Annotated in this window: 17 protein-coding genes; 9 read left to right on the plus strand and 8 right to left on the minus strand. The window is 64.7% G+C overall.

Translation table 11 applies throughout. The annotated features are described in order from the left end of the window. Positions 1 to 31 precede the first annotated feature (31 nt). Entirely contained in the window at positions 32 to 1,543 is a 1,512-nt protein-coding gene (locus Q0082_RS17685) for an NAD(P)/FAD-dependent oxidoreductase (protein WP_298194928.1), read from the minus strand. A gap of 482 nt (positions 1,544 to 2,025) precedes the next feature. Between Q0082_RS17685 and crtY the strand changes: the two genes are divergently transcribed. Genes crtY through Q0082_RS17705 form a run of 4 tightly spaced genes read left to right on the plus strand, consistent with a single transcriptional unit; the run spans position 2,026 to position 6,307 of the window. After that, entirely contained in the window at positions 2,026 to 3,219 is a 1,194-nt protein-coding gene (gene crtY / locus Q0082_RS17690) for a lycopene beta-cyclase CrtY (protein WP_366522578.1), read from the plus strand. Between the two features lie 9 nt (positions 3,220 to 3,228). Further along, positions 3,229 to 4,713: a phytoene desaturase gene (locus Q0082_RS17695; RefSeq protein ID WP_298194929.1), complete on the plus strand. Its 1,485-nt coding sequence runs from the start codon at positions 3,229 to 3,231 to the stop codon at positions 4,711 to 4,713. 7 nt (positions 4,714 to 4,720) lie between these two features. Continuing rightward, positions 4,721 to 5,302: a TIGR00730 family Rossman fold protein gene (locus tag Q0082_RS17700; RefSeq protein ID WP_298194930.1), complete on the plus strand. Its 582-nt coding sequence runs from the start codon at positions 4,721 to 4,723 to the stop codon at positions 5,300 to 5,302. Positions 5,303 to 5,308: 6 nt separating this feature from the next. Then, the gene (locus tag Q0082_RS17705) at positions 5,309 to 6,307 is read left to right on the plus strand and encodes a phytoene/squalene synthase family protein (protein WP_298194931.1); all 999 of its coding nucleotides are present in this window, start codon (positions 5,309 to 5,311) and stop codon (positions 6,305 to 6,307) included. Here Q0082_RS17705 and crtD read toward each other — a convergent pair. Together crtD and Q0082_RS17715 are read right to left on the minus strand one after the other, a co-directional pair. Next, complete coding sequence (crtD, locus tag Q0082_RS17710) at positions 6,273 to 7,787, minus strand: 1-hydroxycarotenoid 3,4-desaturase CrtD (RefSeq protein WP_298194932.1); 1,515 nt, start codon at positions 7,785 to 7,787, stop codon at positions 6,273 to 6,275. The genes Q0082_RS17705 and crtD overlap by 35 nt on opposite strands. A gap of 1 nt (position 7,788) precedes the next feature. Continuing rightward, on the minus strand, positions 7,789 to 8,547 hold the full coding sequence (locus Q0082_RS17715) for a hypothetical protein (protein ID WP_298194933.1): 759 nt from the start codon (positions 8,545 to 8,547) through the stop codon (positions 7,789 to 7,791). Positions 8,548 to 8,638: 91 nt separating this feature from the next. Between Q0082_RS17715 and Q0082_RS17720 the strand changes: the two genes are divergently transcribed. From Q0082_RS17720 to Q0082_RS17735, 4 genes are all read left to right on the plus strand, one after another. Beyond that, positions 8,639 to 10,027 carry a cytochrome P450 gene (locus Q0082_RS17720; RefSeq protein ID WP_298194934.1) on the plus strand — a complete coding sequence of 463 codons (1,389 nt, stop codon included), beginning with the start codon at positions 8,639 to 8,641 and terminating at the stop codon, positions 10,025 to 10,027. Between the two features lie 4 nt (positions 10,028 to 10,031). Then, positions 10,032 to 11,162, plus strand: a complete 1,131-nt coding sequence (locus Q0082_RS17725) for an ATP-grasp domain-containing protein (protein ID WP_298194935.1) — start codon at positions 10,032 to 10,034, stop codon at positions 11,160 to 11,162. Between the two features lie 124 nt (positions 11,163 to 11,286). Then, positions 11,287 to 12,150, plus strand: a complete 864-nt coding sequence (locus tag Q0082_RS17730; RefSeq protein ID WP_298194936.1) for a cytochrome b/b6 domain-containing protein — start codon at positions 11,287 to 11,289, stop codon at positions 12,148 to 12,150. Then, positions 12,147 to 12,944 (plus strand): molybdopterin-binding protein, encoded by a 798-nt coding sequence (locus tag Q0082_RS17735; RefSeq protein WP_298194937.1) that lies wholly within the window; start codon positions 12,147 to 12,149, stop codon positions 12,942 to 12,944. The genes Q0082_RS17730 and Q0082_RS17735 overlap by 4 nt, the downstream gene beginning before the upstream one ends. Positions 12,945 to 12,965: 21 nt before the next feature. On the opposite strand, the gene Q0082_RS17740 is transcribed toward Q0082_RS17735, so the two are convergent. Genes Q0082_RS17740 through gorA form a run of 3 tightly spaced genes read right to left on the minus strand, consistent with a single transcriptional unit; the run spans position 12,966 to position 16,130 of the window. Continuing rightward, positions 12,966 to 13,982, minus strand: a complete 1,017-nt coding sequence (locus Q0082_RS17740) for an aldehyde reductase (RefSeq protein ID WP_298194938.1) — start codon at positions 13,980 to 13,982, stop codon at positions 12,966 to 12,968. 11 nt (positions 13,983 to 13,993) lie between these two features. Continuing rightward, positions 13,994 to 14,716: an SDR family NAD(P)-dependent oxidoreductase gene (locus tag Q0082_RS17745; protein ID WP_298194939.1), complete on the minus strand. Its 723-nt coding sequence runs from the start codon at positions 14,714 to 14,716 to the stop codon at positions 13,994 to 13,996. Positions 14,717 to 14,774: 58 nt separating this feature from the next. Next, the gene (gorA, locus tag Q0082_RS17750) at positions 14,775 to 16,130 is read right to left on the minus strand and encodes a glutathione-disulfide reductase (protein WP_298194940.1); all 1,356 of its coding nucleotides are present in this window, start codon (positions 16,128 to 16,130) and stop codon (positions 14,775 to 14,777) included. A 165-nt stretch (positions 16,131 to 16,295) separates the two neighbouring features. Here gorA and Q0082_RS17755 point away from each other — a divergent pair, with 165 nt between their 5' ends. Beyond that, positions 16,296 to 16,490 (plus strand): hypothetical protein, encoded by a 195-nt coding sequence (locus Q0082_RS17755; RefSeq protein WP_298194941.1) that lies wholly within the window; start codon positions 16,296 to 16,298, stop codon positions 16,488 to 16,490. An 8-nt stretch (positions 16,491 to 16,498) separates the two neighbouring features. Here the strand turns inward: Q0082_RS17755 and Q0082_RS17760 are convergent, their stop codons facing one another. Further along, positions 16,499 to 17,326 (minus strand): retropepsin-like aspartic protease, encoded by an 828-nt coding sequence (locus Q0082_RS17760; protein WP_298194942.1) that lies wholly within the window; start codon positions 17,324 to 17,326, stop codon positions 16,499 to 16,501. After that, positions 17,323 to 18,846, minus strand: a complete 1,524-nt coding sequence (gene pgi, locus Q0082_RS17765; RefSeq protein ID WP_298194943.1) for a glucose-6-phosphate isomerase — start codon at positions 18,844 to 18,846, stop codon at positions 17,323 to 17,325. Before pgi ends, Q0082_RS17760 begins: the two co-directional genes overlap by 4 nt. Between the last annotated feature and the right edge of the window lie 20 nt (positions 18,847 to 18,866).

Raw genomic sequence — 18,866 nt, forward strand, 5'->3', positions numbered from 1 at the left:
CCTCTGAAGAGGAGGGGGCATCAAGGCAGCCTTATTCGGCGGCTTCGAGTGCCGCTGCTTCCACGCGCTGGCCGTCGTAGACGAACTCGCTGCCGGCAGGATCGATGAAGGGGATCTGGTCCTTTTCGCTCCAATAGTCCTGATTGTGCTGCCATTCGGGCTTGTCGCCACGCTTCGGCATCCGGTCCAGATCGCGCATCAGGTAGGTCGGGTTGAAATTGTCGGCATCGATCCACGGCAGGATCTTCATGTCGGCATCCTCTGGCCGTAGCGCGACCTCGACCTTGCTTCGCCCTTCCGAATCCATGTGATTCAGGAGCTTGCAGACGAAATCTCCGACGATGTCGACCCGCAGGGTCCACGAGGCGCGGAAGTAGCCGAAGACCCAGACAAGATTGGGCACGCCGGTGAACATCATGCCGCGGTAATTGATGGTATCGGCCCAATCGACCGCCTTGCCATCGACGCTGAAGGGAATCTCGCCCAGAACCGAGAGCCGGAAGCCGGTGCAGGCAACCACGATATCGGCCTCGATCTCCTGCCCCGACGCGGTGCGCACACCCGTTGCCGTGAACGTCTCGATCGTGTCGGTGATCACTTCCGCATTGCCAGCGACGACGTGCTTGAACATGTCGCCATCGGGAAGCTGGGCGAGGCGCTGCTGCCAGGGGCGGTACCGCGGCGTAAAGTGCGGCTCGAAGTTGAAGTCCTCACCCACATAGCCGCGGATCAGTGCGCGCAAGTCCTCGGCCATGGCCTCGGGCTCCTCGCGGCTGCGGCGGTCCATCTCGTAGAAATTGTAGATATAGTCCTGCCGCACGACGCGGTGGACGGTCTCCTCGTCGATGCCGATGGTGCGCAGGCGGTCAGCGAGTTCGCTGACGTTGGGCGCGCAATAGAACCACGTCGGCGAGCGTTGCAGCATGGTCACCTTGGCACCGGCATCGCAAAGCGCAGGCACGATGGTGGCAGCGGTGGCGCCCGAGCCGATTACGAGCACGCGCTTGCCTGCAACGTCGGTCTTGGGGTCCCACAGCTGGGCGTGGACAAAGTGGCCCTTGTAATCGGCCATGCCCGCCCAATCGGGGATATAGGGCGTCTTGTGGTCGTAGTAGCCCTGGCACATCCACAGGAAGCCTGCGGTGAAAACGAGCTCGGTGCCATCGTTGCGGCGGGCATTGACGGTCCACAGGTTGTCCGCGTTCGACCAGCTGCACGACGTAATCGTGTGGCCATAGCGAATGTGGCGGTCGATCTGGTTGTCGGCGATCACTTCGCCCATGTAGCGCAGGATTTCGTCCGCCGTGGCAATCGGTGCGCCGACCCACGGCTTGAAACGGTAGCCGAAGGTGTAGAGGTCTGAATCGGAGCGGATGCCGGGATACTTGTGCGTTTCCCAGGTGCCGCCGAACGTGGCCTTGCTCTCGAGGATGACATAGGTCTTGCCCGGGCACTGGTCCTGAAGATGCTTGGCCGAACCGATGCCGGAAATGCCTGCGCCGACGATCAGGACATCAACGTGCTGCTTGGCCTCATCTGCCATCTCGCTCTCCTCTCAACAGGTCCTTCACCAGCCCCGCGCCTGCGCGGCACGCGCGGGCCATGTGGAAGACGGCTGGACCACCGTGGTGGTGTTCACCTTGTATGTGCAAGGAGGCCTTGATCCGCGTCAAAAGGCAACAGGATTCTTGCAGTGCTTCGCGCCGCGAAATCAAAACATTGCAAAAAGTTCATGCCTTGGACTGCCGCGCGCCAGACACCGCATGGCATGACTTGTTCGTTGCCACGGCCGTCCCGAACGCAACATGTTCAGACGGGCCGCCGGGACAATCCCTGGGAGAAGGGCTTCCCCCCGCAGCCCTTTGCGAAAACCTCCGGGGATGGCATCCTTCACGGCCATCCCCGGAGCCCCCTCCCCAACTTCCTGCAATTGCCAGGAGTCGGCGCTGCGGCTTTCCCCCATGTTCACGAACGGGCAGGCCCGGCGTAGGTTGCGCGCACCGGGTCCAACGCCTATCCCCGTGGATGATGAATGCACGGCGCTGCGATATCGCGATCCTTGGCGGCGGGCTGGCAGGCGGGCTGATTGCGCTTGCGCTGGCCCGGTACCGCCCCGATCTGTCGCTCCTCATCGTGGAGCAGGGTGATTGCCTTGGCGGCAATCATGTCTGGTCGTTCTTTGCCACCGACACAGATCACGAGGCCACCGAACTGCTCGCGCCGATGATCGAGGCGAGCTGGCCCGACTACAATGTCCATTTCCCGCGCCACAGCCGCCACCTCAAGACGCGCTACAGCGCGATGACCTCCAGCAAGTTCGATGCAGCCCTGCGCGCTGCGCTGCCTGCGGACGCGATCCTGACGGCGCAGGCGGTCAAGAGCTGCAGCGAAACCGAAGTCATGCTGGGTGACGGGACACTGGTCGAGGCCGGCGGTGTGATCGACACGCGCGGCCTGCGCGATGCATCGCACTTCACCGGCGGCTGGCAGAAGTTCGTCGGCCGCAAGTTCAGGCTGAAGGCGCCGCACGGCCTTGAACGGCCGATCGTGATGGATGCGACGGTCGAACAGATCGACGGCTATCGCTTCATGTACACCCTGCCCTTCGCGCCCGACGTGATCTTCCTCGAGGACACGTATTATTCCGACAGCAGCGTGCTCGACCGGCCGCTGCTGGAACAGCGGATCGACGCCTATGTCGCCGCGCACGGCTGGGAGGTCGAGGCGCTGATCAGCGAGGAGCATGGCGTGCTCCCCGTGGTGGCAGGCGGCGATTTTGCGGGATTCTGGCGCGATGGCGGCGAGGATACTGCGCGAGCCGGATCGCGCGCGGGGCTTTTCCATTCGTTGACCAGCTATTCGGTTCCCGATGCGGTGCGCTTTGCACTCGCGCTAGCGCATCATGATGCGCTCGATGGTGCTGCTCTTAAGGCGTTCTCCGCCAAGTGGGCTAAAGGGCACTGGGAAAACCAGAGCTATTACCGCATGCTTTCTGCGTTGCTTTTCGGTGGAGCCTATCCGCAGGAACGCCTTCGTATTCTGGAGCGTTTCTACACGATGAAGCCTGAGCTCATCGAACGGTTCTACTCGGGGCGATCAACCTCGTACGACAAGTTTCGCATTCTGGCGGGCATTCCGCCCATTCCGATCCCTCGGGCGCTCGGCACCATCACGGGCCTCGGCAGACAGCCGGCCCCGCTCAAGTTTTCAGGAGTTTAGAGTTTCATCATGAAGAAAGTAGCCGTCATCGGGGCCGGTTTCGGCGGACTGGCGCTGGCAATTCGCCTGCAGTCGGCAGGGATCCAGACTACCGTGATCGAGGCACGCGACAAGCCGGGTGGGCGTGCCTACTACTGGGAGCGCGACGGTTTTACCTTTGATGCGGGGCCGACGGTGGTCACCGATCCGCCCTGCCTCAAGGAACTCTGGGCGCTTTCGGGCCATGACATTGCCGAGGACGTCGAACTCGTGCCGGTCAAGCCGTTCTACCGGCTGAACTGGGCCGACGGGACCAACTTCGACTACACCAACGACGAGGCGGTGCTGAATGCGGAGATCGCCAAGCTCAATCCGCGCGACGTGGCCGGCTATGCGGACTTCCTGAAGTTCTCGGCCGGTGTGTTCGAGGAAGGTTACGTCAAGCTCGGCTCGGTGCCGTTCCTCGATTTCGCCTCGATGATCAAGTCGGCGCCGCCGCTGATCCGCTATCAGGCGTGGCGGTCGGTCTATTCGATCGTTTCGAGCTATATCGAGAACGAGAAGCTGCGCGAGGCGTTCAGCTTCCACTCGCTGCTGGTGGGCGGCAATCCGATGACGGCGAGCGCGATGTATGCCCTCATTCACAAGCTGGAGAAGGATGGCGGCGTGTGGTGGGCCAAGGGCGGCACCAACAAGCTGATCGCGGGGATGGTCAAGCACTTCGAACGCCTCGGCGGCGTAGTGCGGCTGGGCGACCCTGTGGTGCACATCCATTCGCTGGGCGATCGGGTGACAGCGGTCGAGACCAAGAGCGGCTGGCGCGAGAGCGTGGACGCGGTCGCCTCCAACGGCGATATCGTCCATTCCTACGCAGACCTCATGCCGGACAACGGCCATGCGCAGCGACGGGCAAAGTCGCTGAAGAAGAAGAAGTTTTCACCCAGCCTCTTCGTCGTCCACTTCGGCGTCGAAGGCACTTGGCCGGGCATCGCGCACCACATGATCCTGTTCGGGCCGCGCTACAAGGGCCTGCTCGACGACATCTACAAGCACGGTGTGCTGCCCGAAGACTTCTCGATTTATCTGCACCACCCCTCGGTCACCGATCCGAGCATGGCGCCCCCGGGAATGAGCACGTTCTATGCGTTGGTGCCGGTGGCCAACATGGGCAAGCTGCCGATCGACTGGGACGAAATCGGGCCACAATTTGAGAAGCGCGTGCTCGACGAGGTTGGTCGCCGCCTGATTCCGGACATCCACAGCCGGATCGTGACGAAATTCTCCTACACGCCCAAGGACTTCTCGATCGATCTTTCCGCGCACCAGGGCAGCGCGTTCAGCCTCGAGCCGCTGCTCACGCAATCTGCGTATTTCCGTGCGCACAACCGTGACGACGCGATCAAGAACTTCTATCTGGTTGGTGCTGGCACCCATCCGGGCGCGGGCATCCCCGGCGTGGTCGGCAGCGCGAAGGCGACGGCGGGACTGATGATCGAGGATCTGCTGAAAGCGTGAGAGTGCAGTGAAACGTCTGGCAGTCTATTGCGGTTCGGCATCGCCGGCAGACCCGCGCTATGTCGCGCTCGCGCGCGAGGTCGGCGCGGAGCTTGCCAAACGCGGGATCGGTTTGGTCTATGGCGGCGGGCGGCTGGGCCTCATGGGCGCGGTCGCGGCGGGCGCTCTCGAGGCGGGCGGCGAAGTGATCGGGGTGATTCCGCGCGCGCTGGCCGAAGCCGAAGTCGCCAATCCCGATTGCACGAGCCTGACGATCGTCGAGACCATGCACGAACGCAAACAGGCCTTCACCGACCTGTCCGACGGTTTCCTAACGCTGCCCGGCGGGGTCGGCACGATGGACGAGCTGTGGGAAGCGGTGAGTTGGGCTCAGCTGGGCTATCACAGCAAGCCGGTGGGCCTGCTCAACGCCTTCGGGTTCTACGACAAGCTGCTCGCTTTCCAGACACACATGATCGAGGTCGGCTTCATCCGGCCAGTGCATGGCGGGATCATTCTGGCCGAACATGCGCTCGATGTCCTGTTGGCGCGGATGGCGGCGCATGTGCCGCACAAACCGATCATCCAGATGTCCGCCAAGGATCTGTGAGGCGGCGTGACTGATCCAGACGCAGCGCCGCCGACACCGGACCGCGCTGCCCTTGTTGCCCATGCCCGCGAAACGATTGCGCGGGGATCGAAGAGCTTTGCGGCAGCCTCGATGCTGTTTGACCGGACGACGCGTGAGCGGGTCTGGTTGCTTTATGCCTGGTGCCGCGCCTGCGACGACATTGCCGACGAGCAGGAACTCGGCGGCGAACTTGGCACGACGCCGGGGGGCAACGCCGCAGAGCGGCTCGCGACGATCCGGCGGCTGACCGACCTTGCGATGGCGGGGCTTCCCACCGCAAACCCCAACTTCGACGCTCTGGGTGTCGTCGCGCGTGAATGCGGGCTGACGCGGGCAATGGCCGAGGACGTGATCGATGGCTTTGCACTGGATGCGCAGGACTGGACGCCGCGCTGCGAAGCGGACCTGCTGCGCTACTGCTTTCATGTCGCCGGTGCGGTGGGCGTGATGATGGCCGTGGTCATGGGCGTGGCGCCCGATGATGACGACACGCTAGACCGCGCCTGCGATCTAGGCCTTGCCTTCCAACTCGGCAATATTGCGCGCGATGTGGCGGAGGACGACCGCGGCGGGCGCTGCTATCTACCGGCCGAATGGCTTGCGGAGGCGGACATTCCGCCCGGCGAGCAATTGCGCCCGTGCTACCGCAAGGCGCTGGTCAATGTGGCGCAGCGGTTGGCAACGCTGGCCGCGGATTACGAGGCTTCGGCCCGGGTGGGCGCAGCAAAGCTCGGCTATCGCCAGCGCTGGGCGATCCTTTCGGCGGCTGGCATCTATGGCGCAATCGCGCGCAAGGTGGCGGCGGGCGGCCCGCGCGTGTGGGATGCGCGCGTGTTCACCTCGCGCGGGGAAAAGATCGCGCACGTCCTGCGCGCTGGGCTTCAGGCCATTTGGCGGCCCGATACTGGACCGCGTCCCGAGTGGTCGCGCACAAGGCTCAAAGCCTTGGTCAACCAAACGGGGGCATGTCAGCAGGAAGCATGACGGTGCGCTTGTCGCCGGCGAGATCGGCAACAAGGCGCGCGGCCGCGATGCGGCCAGACATCGTGGCCATCGGAATGCCGGGGCCGGGATGGACGCTGCCACCGGCGAGATAGAGCCCCGGAACTTTCCCGCGCGCACCGGCACGCGCGAAGCTGCCCATCATGCCATGATTGGCGCGCCCATAGAGCGCACCGCCGCTGGCGGGAAATAGCGCGTTGAAGCCGGAAGGATCGGTTACGACGGGCTCGTCCACCCCCTCGATATCAAGGCCGCAATCGCGCATGAGGCCGACGCTGCGGCGCGCGAGATCGGCAAGCTCGGCATCGGGGAGCGGCCCCTTGTCGCCGTCAGCCGGCGCGTTGATCAGTGCAAGCAGGCGCTCGGGCGCACCCGCAGGGTGGTCATTCCCCTCCCCCCGATCCTGCGCGCAGAGATATACGGTTGGCGTCCCCGTGATCCGGCGGTCGCAAAAGATCGCCTCGAACTCACTGGCATAGTCGGGTGCAAAGAACACGTTGTGGTGCGCAAGAGCGAAGCCCGAGGTGCGCGCGGCGAGGCACCAGGTCACGGCGGAGAGCGAGCGCTTGAGCGGCGCCGTGGCGGGCACCGGGCGGACTTCGTCGGTGAGCGCAGACACATCGCCGTTGAAAACGACGGCATCGGCAGGCAGCCGTTCGCCACCAGCAAGTTCCACTCCGGCCACGCGGCCCTGCTCGATCACGATGCGCTCCATATGGGCGCCAAAGCGGAAAGCGGCGCCGTGGCGCTCGGCAAGGTCGGCGATGGCGCGGGCCACTTCGTGGATGCCGCCACGCACCAGCCAGACGCCCTGCTGCTCGACATGGGCAATCAGCATCAAGGTGGCGGGCGCGGCCCAGGGCGAGGAGCCGACATAGGTGGAATAGCGCCCGAACAACTGGCGCAGGCGCGGGTCCTTGAAGTGATCTCCCAGCGCACCCCACAAGGTGCGCATCGGCACCGTGCGCATCAGCGCAGGGATGCCGAAAGGGCCGAGCCGGGCGACAAGGCCTGTGATAGAGGGGCGCTCGGCGGCGATGAACGAGGCCGCCAGCGTCTTATAGATATCGGCGCTTCGGGCGCAGAAATCGCGGTAGGCCCGGGCTTCGGCGGCTCCGGCGAAATCGCCGATCGCATCCACCGAACGGTTCACATCGGCGAAGAGGTCGAGATTTCCGCCCTGCTGCCATGCATGCCGCGCAAGCGTCTCCGCCGTGATCAGGCCGAGGTGATCCTCGAGCCGCTCACCCGCATCGCCGAACAGGCCATCAAAGATCCAGCGCATGGTGAAGACGGTCGGGCCCGCATCGATGTGGAGGCCGCCGCTCTCGACCCGGCGCATCTTGCCACCGACCCTGCCGGCGCGCTCGACCACAGTGACATCGAGCCCCTGCCGCGCGAGGTCTGCTGCGGCAGCAAGGCCGCCCATGCCAGCGCCGACAACGACAACCTTGCGCGCCACGTCAGTCCGCCGCCGCGGCGCGGCGGCGCAGTTGCGGAACGATGCTGATCCCCGCCTTCTGATCGATGCGGATACGGTGATAGATGAGGATGATGAGACCGGTGACGAGAGGTACCGACCACATCGCGGGATGCAGCGCGAGCGCCGGGAACAGCCGCACCGAACCGAATGCAAGGAAGGCGGTGTAAACCGAGATGCCCGCGCCCACGAGCGCCTTCACATGTTCCTTGAGCCACATCACCGGCGAAGGATTGCGCGCGTAGAGGAACACGAGATTTGTGATCCCTGTCGCCATGCCAACGACCGAAATGAGCATCATCAGAGGCTGATTGATGCGCGCCCCGTCCCAAGCGCAGATTACGGCGGCGATCATCACCAGAACCTGCAGTGCCACGTTGAGCGGGGTGCGGTTCGCCGCGACATTGCGGCGGTTCTTGACGCAGAGCCAGCCATACCACGCGAGGTTGAGCGTGAGGATCGCGTTGTGGAGCATCATCACGCCGAAGATCCCGCGCACGAAATCGGCATCGAACCGGCCGACAAGGTGCGGATGGACCGTCATCGGATCGTAGAGCGTCAAGAGGCTCATCGCCAGGGCAAGGCAGCCGGTGATGAGGATCGCCTTGGTGAACACTCGGCCCCACTTGCGGTGGTTCACATCGCCCTTGCGGCCGACGACCGGAATCCAGAACGCAATGGCGCCGGTCGCCCCGGCGGCGATATGCGCGGCAATCAGGCACCGGAACAACAGCAGTTCCATCGCATCCCCCGGCTCTCGTTCCTGCGACTATTCCACTGGACAGGGCCGGTGTAAACATAAGATGACACATGGAGACCATGTGGGGAGCCTCGTGAGCCAGACTGTCAGCCCTGTCCGCTATCGCCCGCCGCGCCCGAGTTCGCTGGGCGCGATTCCCGCGCTGCTGCGCGTGGCGCTGCGGGGCGACGGCGATCTGCTCAGCCTGCTCCCGGCAAGCGCCTATCGCTGCGATGTTGGGCCGCTCGGCTATTCGCGGCGCTCGATTCTGATCGTCAACCGGCCTGATGAAGTTCGACGGGTGCTCTCCGATCCCGAGGGCATCTTTCCCAAGAGCGACCTCATGGTCGACGCGCTCGCCCCGCTGATCGGCGATTCGATCTTCGTCTCCTCGGGCGAGGTCTGGCAGCGCCAGCGCCGGATGATCGATCCCGCCTTCACGATGATGCGCGTGAACCGCGCCTTTCCCGCCATGCAGGAGGGCGCCGAGGCCTGCGAAGAGTTGCTTGCGGCGCGCGCGGCGGACAGCGCGGCGTTTTCGCTCGACCTGACGATGAGCCACCTGACAGCGGACATCATCTGCCGAACCGTGTTCAGCACGGGGCTGGAAACCGGAGCGGCGCATGATGTGTTCGATGCCTTTACCGTGTTCGAACACAGCGTGGCGCAAGTCGAAATCCGGCGCCTGATCATGGACCCGGCGTGGACTGCGGTTCCGCAAAAGGACTTCGTGCTGGAGGCCTGCCAGCGCATCAGGAAGCACCTTGGCGATCTGCTCGATACGCATCTCGGGCCCAATGGCGAACATTTCGACGACATCGCGGCGGCCGTCATTGCAGCGCGTGACGATTTCACCCGTACGGCTTTCACCCGCGAGGAGTTGATCGACCAGCTGGGCGTGCTGTTCCTTGCGGGGCATGAGACGAGCGCAAGCGCGCTGACCTGGGCGTTCTACCTGCTGGCAATGCAGCCGGAGCTTGTCGCTCGCGTGCGCCAGGAGATTCGCGAGGTGGCGGGTGAGGACGGGCCGATCGGATTCGAGGAGACCAAGCACCTCCCCACCGTCCGCAACGTGTTTCGCGAAACGCTGCGGCTCTATCCGCCGATCACCTTCCTGCCGCGCGTGGCGAACGAGGCGACGACGATTGCCGGGCGCCGCGTCAAACGCGGGGCGCTGGTGATGGTCGCGCCTTGGGTGCTGCATCGGCACAGGCGGTTCTGGAAGGAGCCCGACGTGTTCGATCCCGATCGCTTCTTGCCCGCGCGGGAAGGCGAACTGACGGCGGGGGCCTATATTCCCTTCGGCCAGGGACCGCGCGTTTGTGCGGGAGCGGCGTTTGCGCTCACCGAAGCGGTGCTGCTGATTGCGCGGCTCTTCCGCCGGTTCGATTTCCACATCGAACAGGCAGCGGCGGTGCGTCCAGCGGCGCGGCTGACCACACGGCCGGGCAAGCAGATCATGGTGCGGGTAACAAAAGCGTGACGTCATGACGACAGTGCTGCTGACGCTAGGCCGGTTGCCCAAGGCGCTCGATCTGGCGCGGGGGTTTGCAAAGGCGGGGTGCCGCGTGCTGGTGGCAGAGCCTTACGGCTGGACGCTGGCGGGGGCATCGCGGCACGTGGCGCGCGAGTTCAAGGTGCCTGCGCCCATCAAGGGCAAGGCAGCCTATCTCGCTGCGCTGCGCGAAATCGTGGTGCACGAGGGTGTGGATCTGGTGGTGCCTGTCTCGGAAGAGACGATGCACGTGGCGCATCTCGCAGGCATGCTGCCAGAAGGCGTCGGGCTGTTCACCATGCCGCCGAACGAGGTGCTCGCGCTGCATGACAAGGCGAGCTTCGTGCGCAAGGCGGCAGAGCTTGGGCTGGCGGTGCCGGAGAGCGCACCGCTCGGAAGCGCGGAGGGCGAGGCGCTCGCACGCTCCGGCCCGGTGGTGGTCAAACCGGTCCATTCCTGTTCGGGCAACGGGGTCAGCATCTTGCTTGGCGGCGAACCACTGCCAGTGGCCGATGCGGCGGCGCCGGCGGTGGTGCAGCGCTTTGTCGAGGGAGCGGAGCACAGCACTTGCACGGTTGCGCAGTGCGGCCGCGTGGTGGCGACGATGGTCTATCGCGGAGCGGTGATGTCAGGCTCGGTTGCGGTGGCGTTCGAGCGAGTGGAGGTGCCGACGATCGCGGCGTGGGTAGAACGGTTTGTCGCGGAGACGGGCTGGAGCGGTTTCATCTCGTTCGACTTCATAGTCGATGCGGCGGGCGTGCCCCATGCCATCGAATGCAATCCGCGCGCAACGAGCGGCGTGCACTTCTGGGAGCCGAACGACATCGCCCGGGCGGTACTCGAACCGGGCTGGGTCGGGCCGGTCCGGGTGCGGCCCTACCGGACTTTGCAGCAATTCTACGCCTGCCTGACCGAGACGCAGGCTGCCATGCTGCGGCGTAGAGGGTTTATCCCGGCGCTCAGGAGCCTCGTTACCACACGCGATGTCAGCTGGGATTGGCGCGATCCCTGGCCGTTCGTGAGCATGATCGGCACGTCGTGGCCAATCATCTGGCAAGCGATCACCAAAGGTGCCCGATTTGGCGAGGTAGCAACCCAGGACGTCGGGTGGTACGAAGCCTGACGCGATTTTTTCCGCGTGCTGTAACGTTTTGCAAAGCTGGCGCGAACCGGTCTGTGCGGCGCCTGCTCTCCCACTCCGGGAGGGCACGCTCATGACGTGCGCGCGGCTTGGCGGGAGCGGAAACATGGCAACACAATTTGCTGACAACGAGGTTGCTGGCGCGGGAGGACAAGCGGACGCAGACGCGTCGCCGCTGATCTACCGAACGAAACTGCCGGTGCGGCTATGGCACTGGATCAATGCGCTCAGCATCTTCGTGATGCTGATGAGCGGAATGATGATCTTCAATGCCCACCCCCGGCTCTATTGGGGCGTCTACGGTGCGAACCTCGATCATCCCTGGTTGGTGATCAGCCACCGCGGCACGAGCGGGTTCGTGCAGATCGGCGGGTTCGAAATCGCGACGACGGGATTCCTCGGCTATGCGCAAGGGGTGCCCTATGCCTTCCCGCCGCTGGTCACGATACCCTCGACCTACAGCCTTGCCGATGCGCGCCAATGGCACTTCGCATTTGCCTGGGTGCTACTGATCAGCGCCACGCTGTTCATGGCATACAACATTGTTTCCGGACATTTGCGGCGCGATCTTGCGCTAAAACCTGAAGAACGCAGCCTTACGCACTTGTGGCACGACATCAAGGAACACGCGCGGCTGCGCTTCCCCACTGGCGAGGCGGCGCGGGCCTACAATCCACTGCAGAAGATCGCCTATCTGGGTGTGCTTTTCGTGTTGATCCCGGTGGTGATCCTGACCGGCTGCACTATGTCGCCTACCCTCAATGCGGCTTTTCCGTGGCTGGCAGAACTGTTTGGCGGGCGGCCTTCGGCGCGCTCGATCCACTTCCTCTGCGCGGCAGGGTTCGCGCTGTTCATCGTGGTTCATCTGCTGGCGGTGGTGCTGGCAGGACCGTTCAACGAGCTGCGCTCGATCATCACGGGCTGGTACCGTCTGCCCCAAGAACGCCTGGCGAAGGAACGTTCGAAATGAACAAGCAATCCACATCTGGGCTGATCATGCCCGCCCCTGCCCCTTCCTCACTGGTCACACGGCGCAATGCCCTGCTGGGCGGCGCCGGGCTCCTGCTGGCAGGCTGCGATCAGATCAACGCCTCGCCCACGGCGAAATCGCTGCTAAGCCTCGGTGAGAAGACGACGCATGGTGCGCAGCGTCTCGTAACGGACCGCAACGCACTGGCGCAGGAGTTCAGCCGGGCCGAGATGTCACCTGTGTTCCGCCAGAACGGCAACCAGAACCCGGGGACAGCGGAATACAACGCCCTTGCGGCGAACAACTTCGCCGACTGGGGGCTGACAGTGGACGGGATGGTCGCGCACCCGTTGCGGATAAGCCTGACGCAGATGATGGCAGCGCCCCGACGCACGCAGATCACACGGCATGACTGTGTGGAAGGCTGGAGCGCGATCGGCGAATGGTCGGGCGTGCCGCTCGGCCTGATCCTGAAGCGCGCGGGCATGTCGGGTAACGCGAAGTATGTGGTGTTCCACTGCGCCGACAGCACCGGCGGCATTCCCTATTACGAGAGCATCGACATGATCGATGGCTTCCACCCACAGACGATCCTGGCAACGCATATGAACGGCGCACCGCTGACGGTTGGCCACGGCGCGCCCCTGCGCCTGAGGGTCGAACGGCAGCTGGGCTACAAGCAGGCGAAGTACGTCATGCGCGTGGAAGCGGTCGCCTCGCTCGATGGCATTCACGGCGGCAAGGGCGGCTACTGGGAAGATCACCGCGGCTATCAGTGGTTTGCGGGGATCTGAGGGGCCAGCCCCCTCACATCCTCAGACTTTAACGATACCGCGTTCGATCAGGCTTTTCGCGCAGTCGATGATGGATTCCTCCGCCGGCCGGGTCTTCCAGCCAAGCCGTTCGAAGGCGTGGGCAGCGCTGGCGTCGCGCACATTGCCAAGTTCGCCAACGACTTGGCGGATGAGCGGATTGAACGTTGCGGCAAAGCGGACGAGCCAATCGGGAAGGCGCCGGGAGGGAACCCTGCGCGCTTCGAGCGGCATGCCGGCGCGGAGAATCTGCGCGACCTCGATCATCTTGAGGAACGGACCGGACGCGATGAAGCGTTCGCCGTCGAGGCCCGGCTCAGTCAGTACGCGGACGTGGAGATCGGCGAGGTCACGCACATCAACGATACCGAAGCCGAGATCGGGGCAGCCGGGTAGCGCGCCTGAAAGGAGCTGATTGACCATCTCGATCGAGGCGGAGAAATCGTGGCTCCAGACGGGACCAAGCACGGCGGCGGGGTTGATCGAGAGGAATTCCATGCCGGCGCCCTCTTTCGCCATCCACTCGCGCGCGGCGCGCTCGGCAACGGTCTTGGATTTGACGTAGGCATAGGCATCGCGGCTGTGGATGTTGGTCCAGTCCGCCTCGGTAAAGTGGTGGTGGCCCTTGCCGTGGCCATAGGCAATGGCCGCAACCGAAGAGGTCTGGACGAAGCGCTGTACGCCCGCCGCCTTGGCGATGCGCAGCGTGCGCACAGTGCCCTCGCGCGCCGGGATGATGAGATCGTCGGGATTGCGCGGCGGCTTGCTGCTGAAGGGCGAGGCGACGTGGAGCACGTGGGTGCAACCAGCCATGGCCTCAGCCCAGCCTGCATCGGCGGTAAGATCGGCTGCGAAAAACGTCAGATTTTCGGGCGTTCCGCCCAGCAGCGGGCGCAGCTCCGGCTCGCGTTTCAAGCTCCGCACCGTGGTGTGGACGGTCCAGCCTTCGGCCAACAACTGCTTGATGATGAAGCCGGCGATGTAGCCGCTGCCGCCGGAGACGAGGACTGTCTTGCTCATGGCTGTTTCCTTCAGAAGCGGAGCATGATGGATCGGGCCAGCGCCGGCGAAAGCGAGTAGACCGCGCGGAGCACCTTCACCATGCCGACATTGGCTTCATCCTTGCCGCTTTCCATCGCGGCGATGATCTGGCGGGCGCATTCCTCCGGGCTGAGCTTGTTGTTGCCGCGCCCGGCGGTCATCGCGGTATCGACCAGCGGGGGCATCGCCTCGAGCACGTGGACCCCGGTGCCCTTGAGCTGTGCGCGCAGCGCCATGGTGTAGCTGCGCAGCGCGGCCTTGGTGGCGCAGTAGAGCGGGGAACCAGCGTTGGGCGCGATGGCGAGACCGGACGTGACGTTGACGATCATCGCCTCGGGACGGGCGCGCAAGGTATCCATCAGGCGCCCGATCAGGCGGATCGGGGCATGAATGTTGAGCCAGAGCGTGCGCTCGTCATCCACTTCGACCGGCGGAGCCTCGCGGAAGTCGTGCGCGGCGCTCATGCCGGCATTGTTGACGAGCACGTCGATCGGACGGCCGGCGAGACCGGCGATGACCACGTCCACACCTGCCGGCCCGGCAAGATCGGCAGCAATCACTTCAAAGCCTTCCGCCTGCGCCGCGGCAATGCGCGCGGGGGTCCGTCCCGTAACGATGAGGATGGCACCTTTGTCGCGCAGCTGTCTCGCAAGACGCAGACCGATGCCATCGGTCCCGCCGGTCAGCAGAATGGTCTTGCCTTGAAGGTTCACGCGTTGCTCCCCGGACTGTTTCGAGGGAGACTAACCACAAGGTTGCAAGTTGCAACCTTTACTTCATCAGCACGAGTTCCTCGGCCATCGAAGGATGCAGCGCTACTGTCGCGTCGAAATCGGCCTTGGTCAGCCCTGCTTTCACCGCGATGGCCGCGGCTTGCAGGATCTCCGGTGCTTCAGGACCTATCATGTGGATCGCGAGCACCCGGTCGGTCGCCGCATCGACGATCATCTTGTAGAGCCCGCGCTCGGGTCGGTGGGCGAAGATGTTCTTCATCGGGCGGAAGTCCGACGAATAGACCTTGATCGAACCGTACTTGTTGCGCGCCTGCCCCTCGGTCGGCCCGACACCGGCCAGCGGCGGCTGCGAAAACACGGCGCTCGGGATGCAGCTGTAATCGATCGTAACGTCCTTGCCGCCGAACACGCGGTCGGCAAAGGCCTGGCCCTCACGGATGGCAACGGGGGTGAGCTGGACACGGTCCGTTACGTCACCCACCGCGTAGATACTGGGGCAGCTGGTCTGCGCCCGCTCGTCGACGAGGATTTCGCCGTTTTCACCCAGTTTGACGCCAGCGGTTTCAAGTCCGAGGCCGTCCGTCTTGGGGCGACGGCCTGTGGCGACGAGGACCTGATCGGCTAGGATCGGGTCGATCTGCCCCTTGAGCCAGACTTCGAGCAGGCCATCCTCGCGCTTGACCACCTTCTCGAACGGGCAATTGAAGCGGTACTGGATGCCGCGCGCCATGGTGATCTGCAGCAACCGGTCGCGCAGCGCCTCGTCGTAAGTGCGCAGGATCGCCTCGGAACGGTTGACCACCGTTACGTTACTCCCAAGCGCGTTGAAAATGCCGGCAAATTCCATCGCAATGTAGCCAGCACCCGATATCACGACGCGGCGGGGAAACTTTTCGAGATGGAACACCTCGTTCGAGGTGATGCAATGCTCGGAACCCTCGAACTCTGGCATGACCGGCCAGGCGCCGGTAGCCACGAGAATGTGCTTCGCCGTGATCTCGCGCCCTGAAGCGAGCCGCACCGAATGCGGCCCAGTGATGACCGCGCGCTCAAGGAAGCGCTCGACCTTATGGGTTTCGAGCGTGGAGGTGTAGGCCGCATTGAGCCGGTCGACGTCCCGCAACACGGCATCGCGCAGGGTCGGCCAGTCGAACGTTGTCTTCTCGACCGTCCAGCCATAGTTGGCCGCGTCCTGCAGTTCCTCGGCAAAGTGCGATCCGTAGACGAGCAGCTTCTTCGGGACGCAGCCGCGGATCACGCAGGTGCCGCCGACGCGATACTCCTCGGCCACCGCAACGCGGGCGCCGTGGCTCGCGGCCACGCGGCTGGCGCGGACGCCGCCGGAGCCGGCACCGATGACAAAGAGATCATAATCGTACTGCGTGTCGGTCATGCGCTGGCTCCTGCTGCGTGCGCCCATATGGGGTATCGGGGGGCTGAGCGACAATGCTCATCTGCCATCATTTTGCTGCCTGCGGCGCATGGACGCGGAACTACCACAGTCCCCGGCGCGTTATTGCGCCATGCGGCCATTCCGGTCGCGCCGGGAAGTTCAGCCATGCAGCACGAAGGCGAAGAGGTGCATATCGACACCCAGGAAGTCAGCGGCGGCGACAAGGACCGGAGCCTCGTCAAGATGGTGGTGATCGGCACCTTGCTGGCCATTGGGCTGCTGTCGATGGTCTGGATCACCGGCGCGGTTCGTTTCAATCAAACGACCACACCCACCGCGGATGCGACAGCGAACCCCTGATCGCGCCGTCAGGACCGGGGGCGCGGCGCAAGCCAGACCTTGCGCTCGCCGAGATCGGTGACGATCACGAAGCGGCGCAGCACCCCCACGCCGATGTTTAGCGGCCCGGCGTTGTCGTGCGGATCGAGCCGCGCGCGCAGACGGGGAAAGCGCACGCCGGCGATCTCGAGTTCAGGCAGGAAGTAGACTTCGGCCGCGATTGCGCCGCCGATGCCGCCGCCGGGCTCCACACCGACAGGGTGAAGCCCGAGCGAGGCAACCAGTGCCTTGCTGATCAGCGGGCCGCTGCCATTGCCTAGGTCGAAATCGGCCTGCACAGTCCGACCCGCGATTTGCACCGGGATGGAATCGATCCCGTCGTGGCTGCTGACCGGCAATTCTGCGCCCGCAACCGGCTCGCTGCGCGACTGCCGGGTGATCGTGCCGCCCTCGATATCGATGGCAAGGCGCGCCTCGCCAAAGACATCGTGGCCGATGATCGCATCCAGACGGCGGCCGAGCAGCCGCGCGCCGACTTCCGACAAGTCAGTGACCCCGATCGTCGTCCCGGAGAGAGTGACACCAAACGCGCTCACCGTAACGTTACGGATAAGGCCGGCATCCTGCTCGCCGCCCGAGCCGCGGGCGGTGACGGCATCGGCAGCGCCCAGCTTCCACTCGGCCACGCGGGCGCGGTCGGCGAACGAGAGTTCAGCGGCGGAATCGAGCAGAGCCTCGACCGGATGGCCCTCGATACTGGCGGCCACATAGAGCCGGTCACCGCGCACCACGAGCGGATCGGCGAAAGCCGCAACCGGTACAAGCGCCAGCAGGAGAGCCAGCGCAGGGCGGCTCATTGATCGATACCCGCCGCTGCGAGCAGCGCCGTGGTCGATGCATCGAAGGTGGCATCGCCTGCCTCGATCGACTTGGCGATGGCCTTGCCGAGTTCAACGCCAAACTGGTCGAACGGGTTGATCCCGAGCATCATTGCCGAGACGAAGGTGCGGTGCTCGTGGAAGGCGATCAGGCTGCCCAATGTGGCGGCGCCCAGTTCGTCGCACAGGATCGTGGCCGAGGGGCGGTCGCCCGGATAGTCGCGCGCCAGGTCGTCTGCGCCTGCTTTGCCGGCCATCAGCGCTGCGCCCTGCGCGAAGCAGTTGGCAAGCAGGGTGCGATGGTGGACCGGGTCGAAATCGTGGCCGGGGACGCCGACCGCGAGGAAATCAACAGGGATCAGGTGCGTGCCCTGATGGAGCAGCTGGAACACAGCGTGCTGGGCGTCGGTGCCGACCCCGCCCCACGTGACGGGGGCGCTGGGACGGGTGAGCGGTTCGCCCTGTGCCGTAACGCGCTTGCCGTTCGATTCCATCTCGAGCTGCTGGAGGTAGCTCGGCAGCAGGCGCAGGCGTTCATCATAGGCAAAGACCGCGCGGCTGCTGCATTGGCGCGCCTGCGTATAATAGAGATCCGCAAAGGCGGCACGGATCACCACGTTCTCGGTTGCGGGCGCTTCGAGGAAGTGACGGTCGATCGCGGCGGCACCGGCGAGGAAAGCGGCAAAGCCCTCCCAGCCCAGCGCGAGCGCAATGGGAAAACCGATCGAAGACCACAACGAATAACGCCCGCCTACGGTCTCTGCGAAGGGGAGCACGCGCGTTTCATCGACTCCCCACGCCACCGCCTTGTCCGGCGCGGCGGTGAGCGCCACGACGCGGCCATAGGGGTCTTCCACCCCGCCCTCGCGGAGCCAGTCGAGCGCGCTGACGGCGTTCATCAGCGTTTCGGTGGTGGTGAAGGTCTTGGAGGCGACCGCGATCAGTGTGGTGGCAGGGTCGCACTGCGCGGTGGCTGCGGCGAGCGCGGCTCCATCGACGTTGGAGACGACATGCACGGCGACCTTGGCATCCTCGCGCGCAAGCGCATCGATGGCGAGCGCGGGGCCAAGTGCGGAGCCACCGATGCCGATGTGGATGAGGCTCTTCACCTCGCCCAGCAGGCCTTCGTGGATCGCCTCGACAAGCGCCTGCATCCGGTCGTGGAAGCGTTCGGCTTCCTCGGCCGCGGCGGGATTGCCGACACCGCGCTCGGCCATGTGGGTGGCTGCCCGGCCTTCAGTGTTGTTGATCAGTGCGCCGGCAAACAGCGCCGCGCGGCTACTGGTCAGATCGACCATATCGGCGATCCCGCCGAGCACGGCGTCGACCTCGGGTGAAAGGTGCGTCTTCGACCAATCGAAGCGAATCGGACCGCCGGGGAGATCAAGCACCGTTGCGTAACGATCGAGACGCGCGGGATCGGCAAAGAGCTCGGTCAGTGTGGGGCGCGGCAGGGCTTCAAGCTCAGTCCACAGCGGGGCGGTTTCGGTGGCGGCCATCGTGTCGTCTCCTCGGGCTG

This window comes from Novosphingobium sp. (assembly GCF_027489515.1).
Taxonomy (GTDB): domain Bacteria; phylum Pseudomonadota; class Alphaproteobacteria; order Sphingomonadales; family Sphingomonadaceae; genus Novosphingobium.

Coding starts and splice junctions, on each gene's coding strand:
- Q0082_RS17685 (WP_298194928.1), bottom strand. CDS start 1,543: ATGGCAGATGAGGCCAAGCAGCACGTTGATGTCCTGATCGTCGGCGCA.
- crtY (WP_366522578.1), top strand. CDS start 2,026: ATGATGAATGCACGGCGCTGCGATATCGCGATCCTTGGCGGCGGGCTG.
- Q0082_RS17695 (WP_298194929.1), top strand. CDS start 3,229: ATGAAGAAAGTAGCCGTCATCGGGGCCGGTTTCGGCGGACTGGCGCTG.
- Q0082_RS17715 (WP_298194933.1), bottom strand. CDS start 8,547: ATGGAACTGCTGTTGTTCCGGTGCCTGATTGCCGCGCATATCGCCGCC.
- Q0082_RS17725 (WP_298194935.1), top strand. CDS start 10,032: ATGACGACAGTGCTGCTGACGCTAGGCCGGTTGCCCAAGGCGCTCGAT.
- Q0082_RS17730 (WP_298194936.1), top strand. CDS start 11,287: ATGGCAACACAATTTGCTGACAACGAGGTTGCTGGCGCGGGAGGACAA.
- Q0082_RS17735 (WP_298194937.1), top strand. CDS start 12,147: ATGAACAAGCAATCCACATCTGGGCTGATCATGCCCGCCCCTGCCCCT.
- Q0082_RS17740 (WP_298194938.1), bottom strand. CDS start 13,982: ATGAGCAAGACAGTCCTCGTCTCCGGCGGCAGCGGCTACATCGCCGGC.
- gorA (WP_298194940.1), bottom strand. CDS start 16,130: ATGACCGACACGCAGTACGATTATGATCTCTTTGTCATCGGTGCCGGC.
- Q0082_RS17755 (WP_298194941.1), top strand. CDS start 16,296: ATGCAGCACGAAGGCGAAGAGGTGCATATCGACACCCAGGAAGTCAGC.
- Q0082_RS17760 (WP_298194942.1), bottom strand. CDS start 17,326: ATGAGCCGCCCTGCGCTGGCTCTCCTGCTGGCGCTTGTACCGGTTGCG.
- pgi (WP_298194943.1), bottom strand. CDS start 18,846: ATGGCCGCCACCGAAACCGCCCCGCTGTGGACTGAGCTTGAAGCCCTG.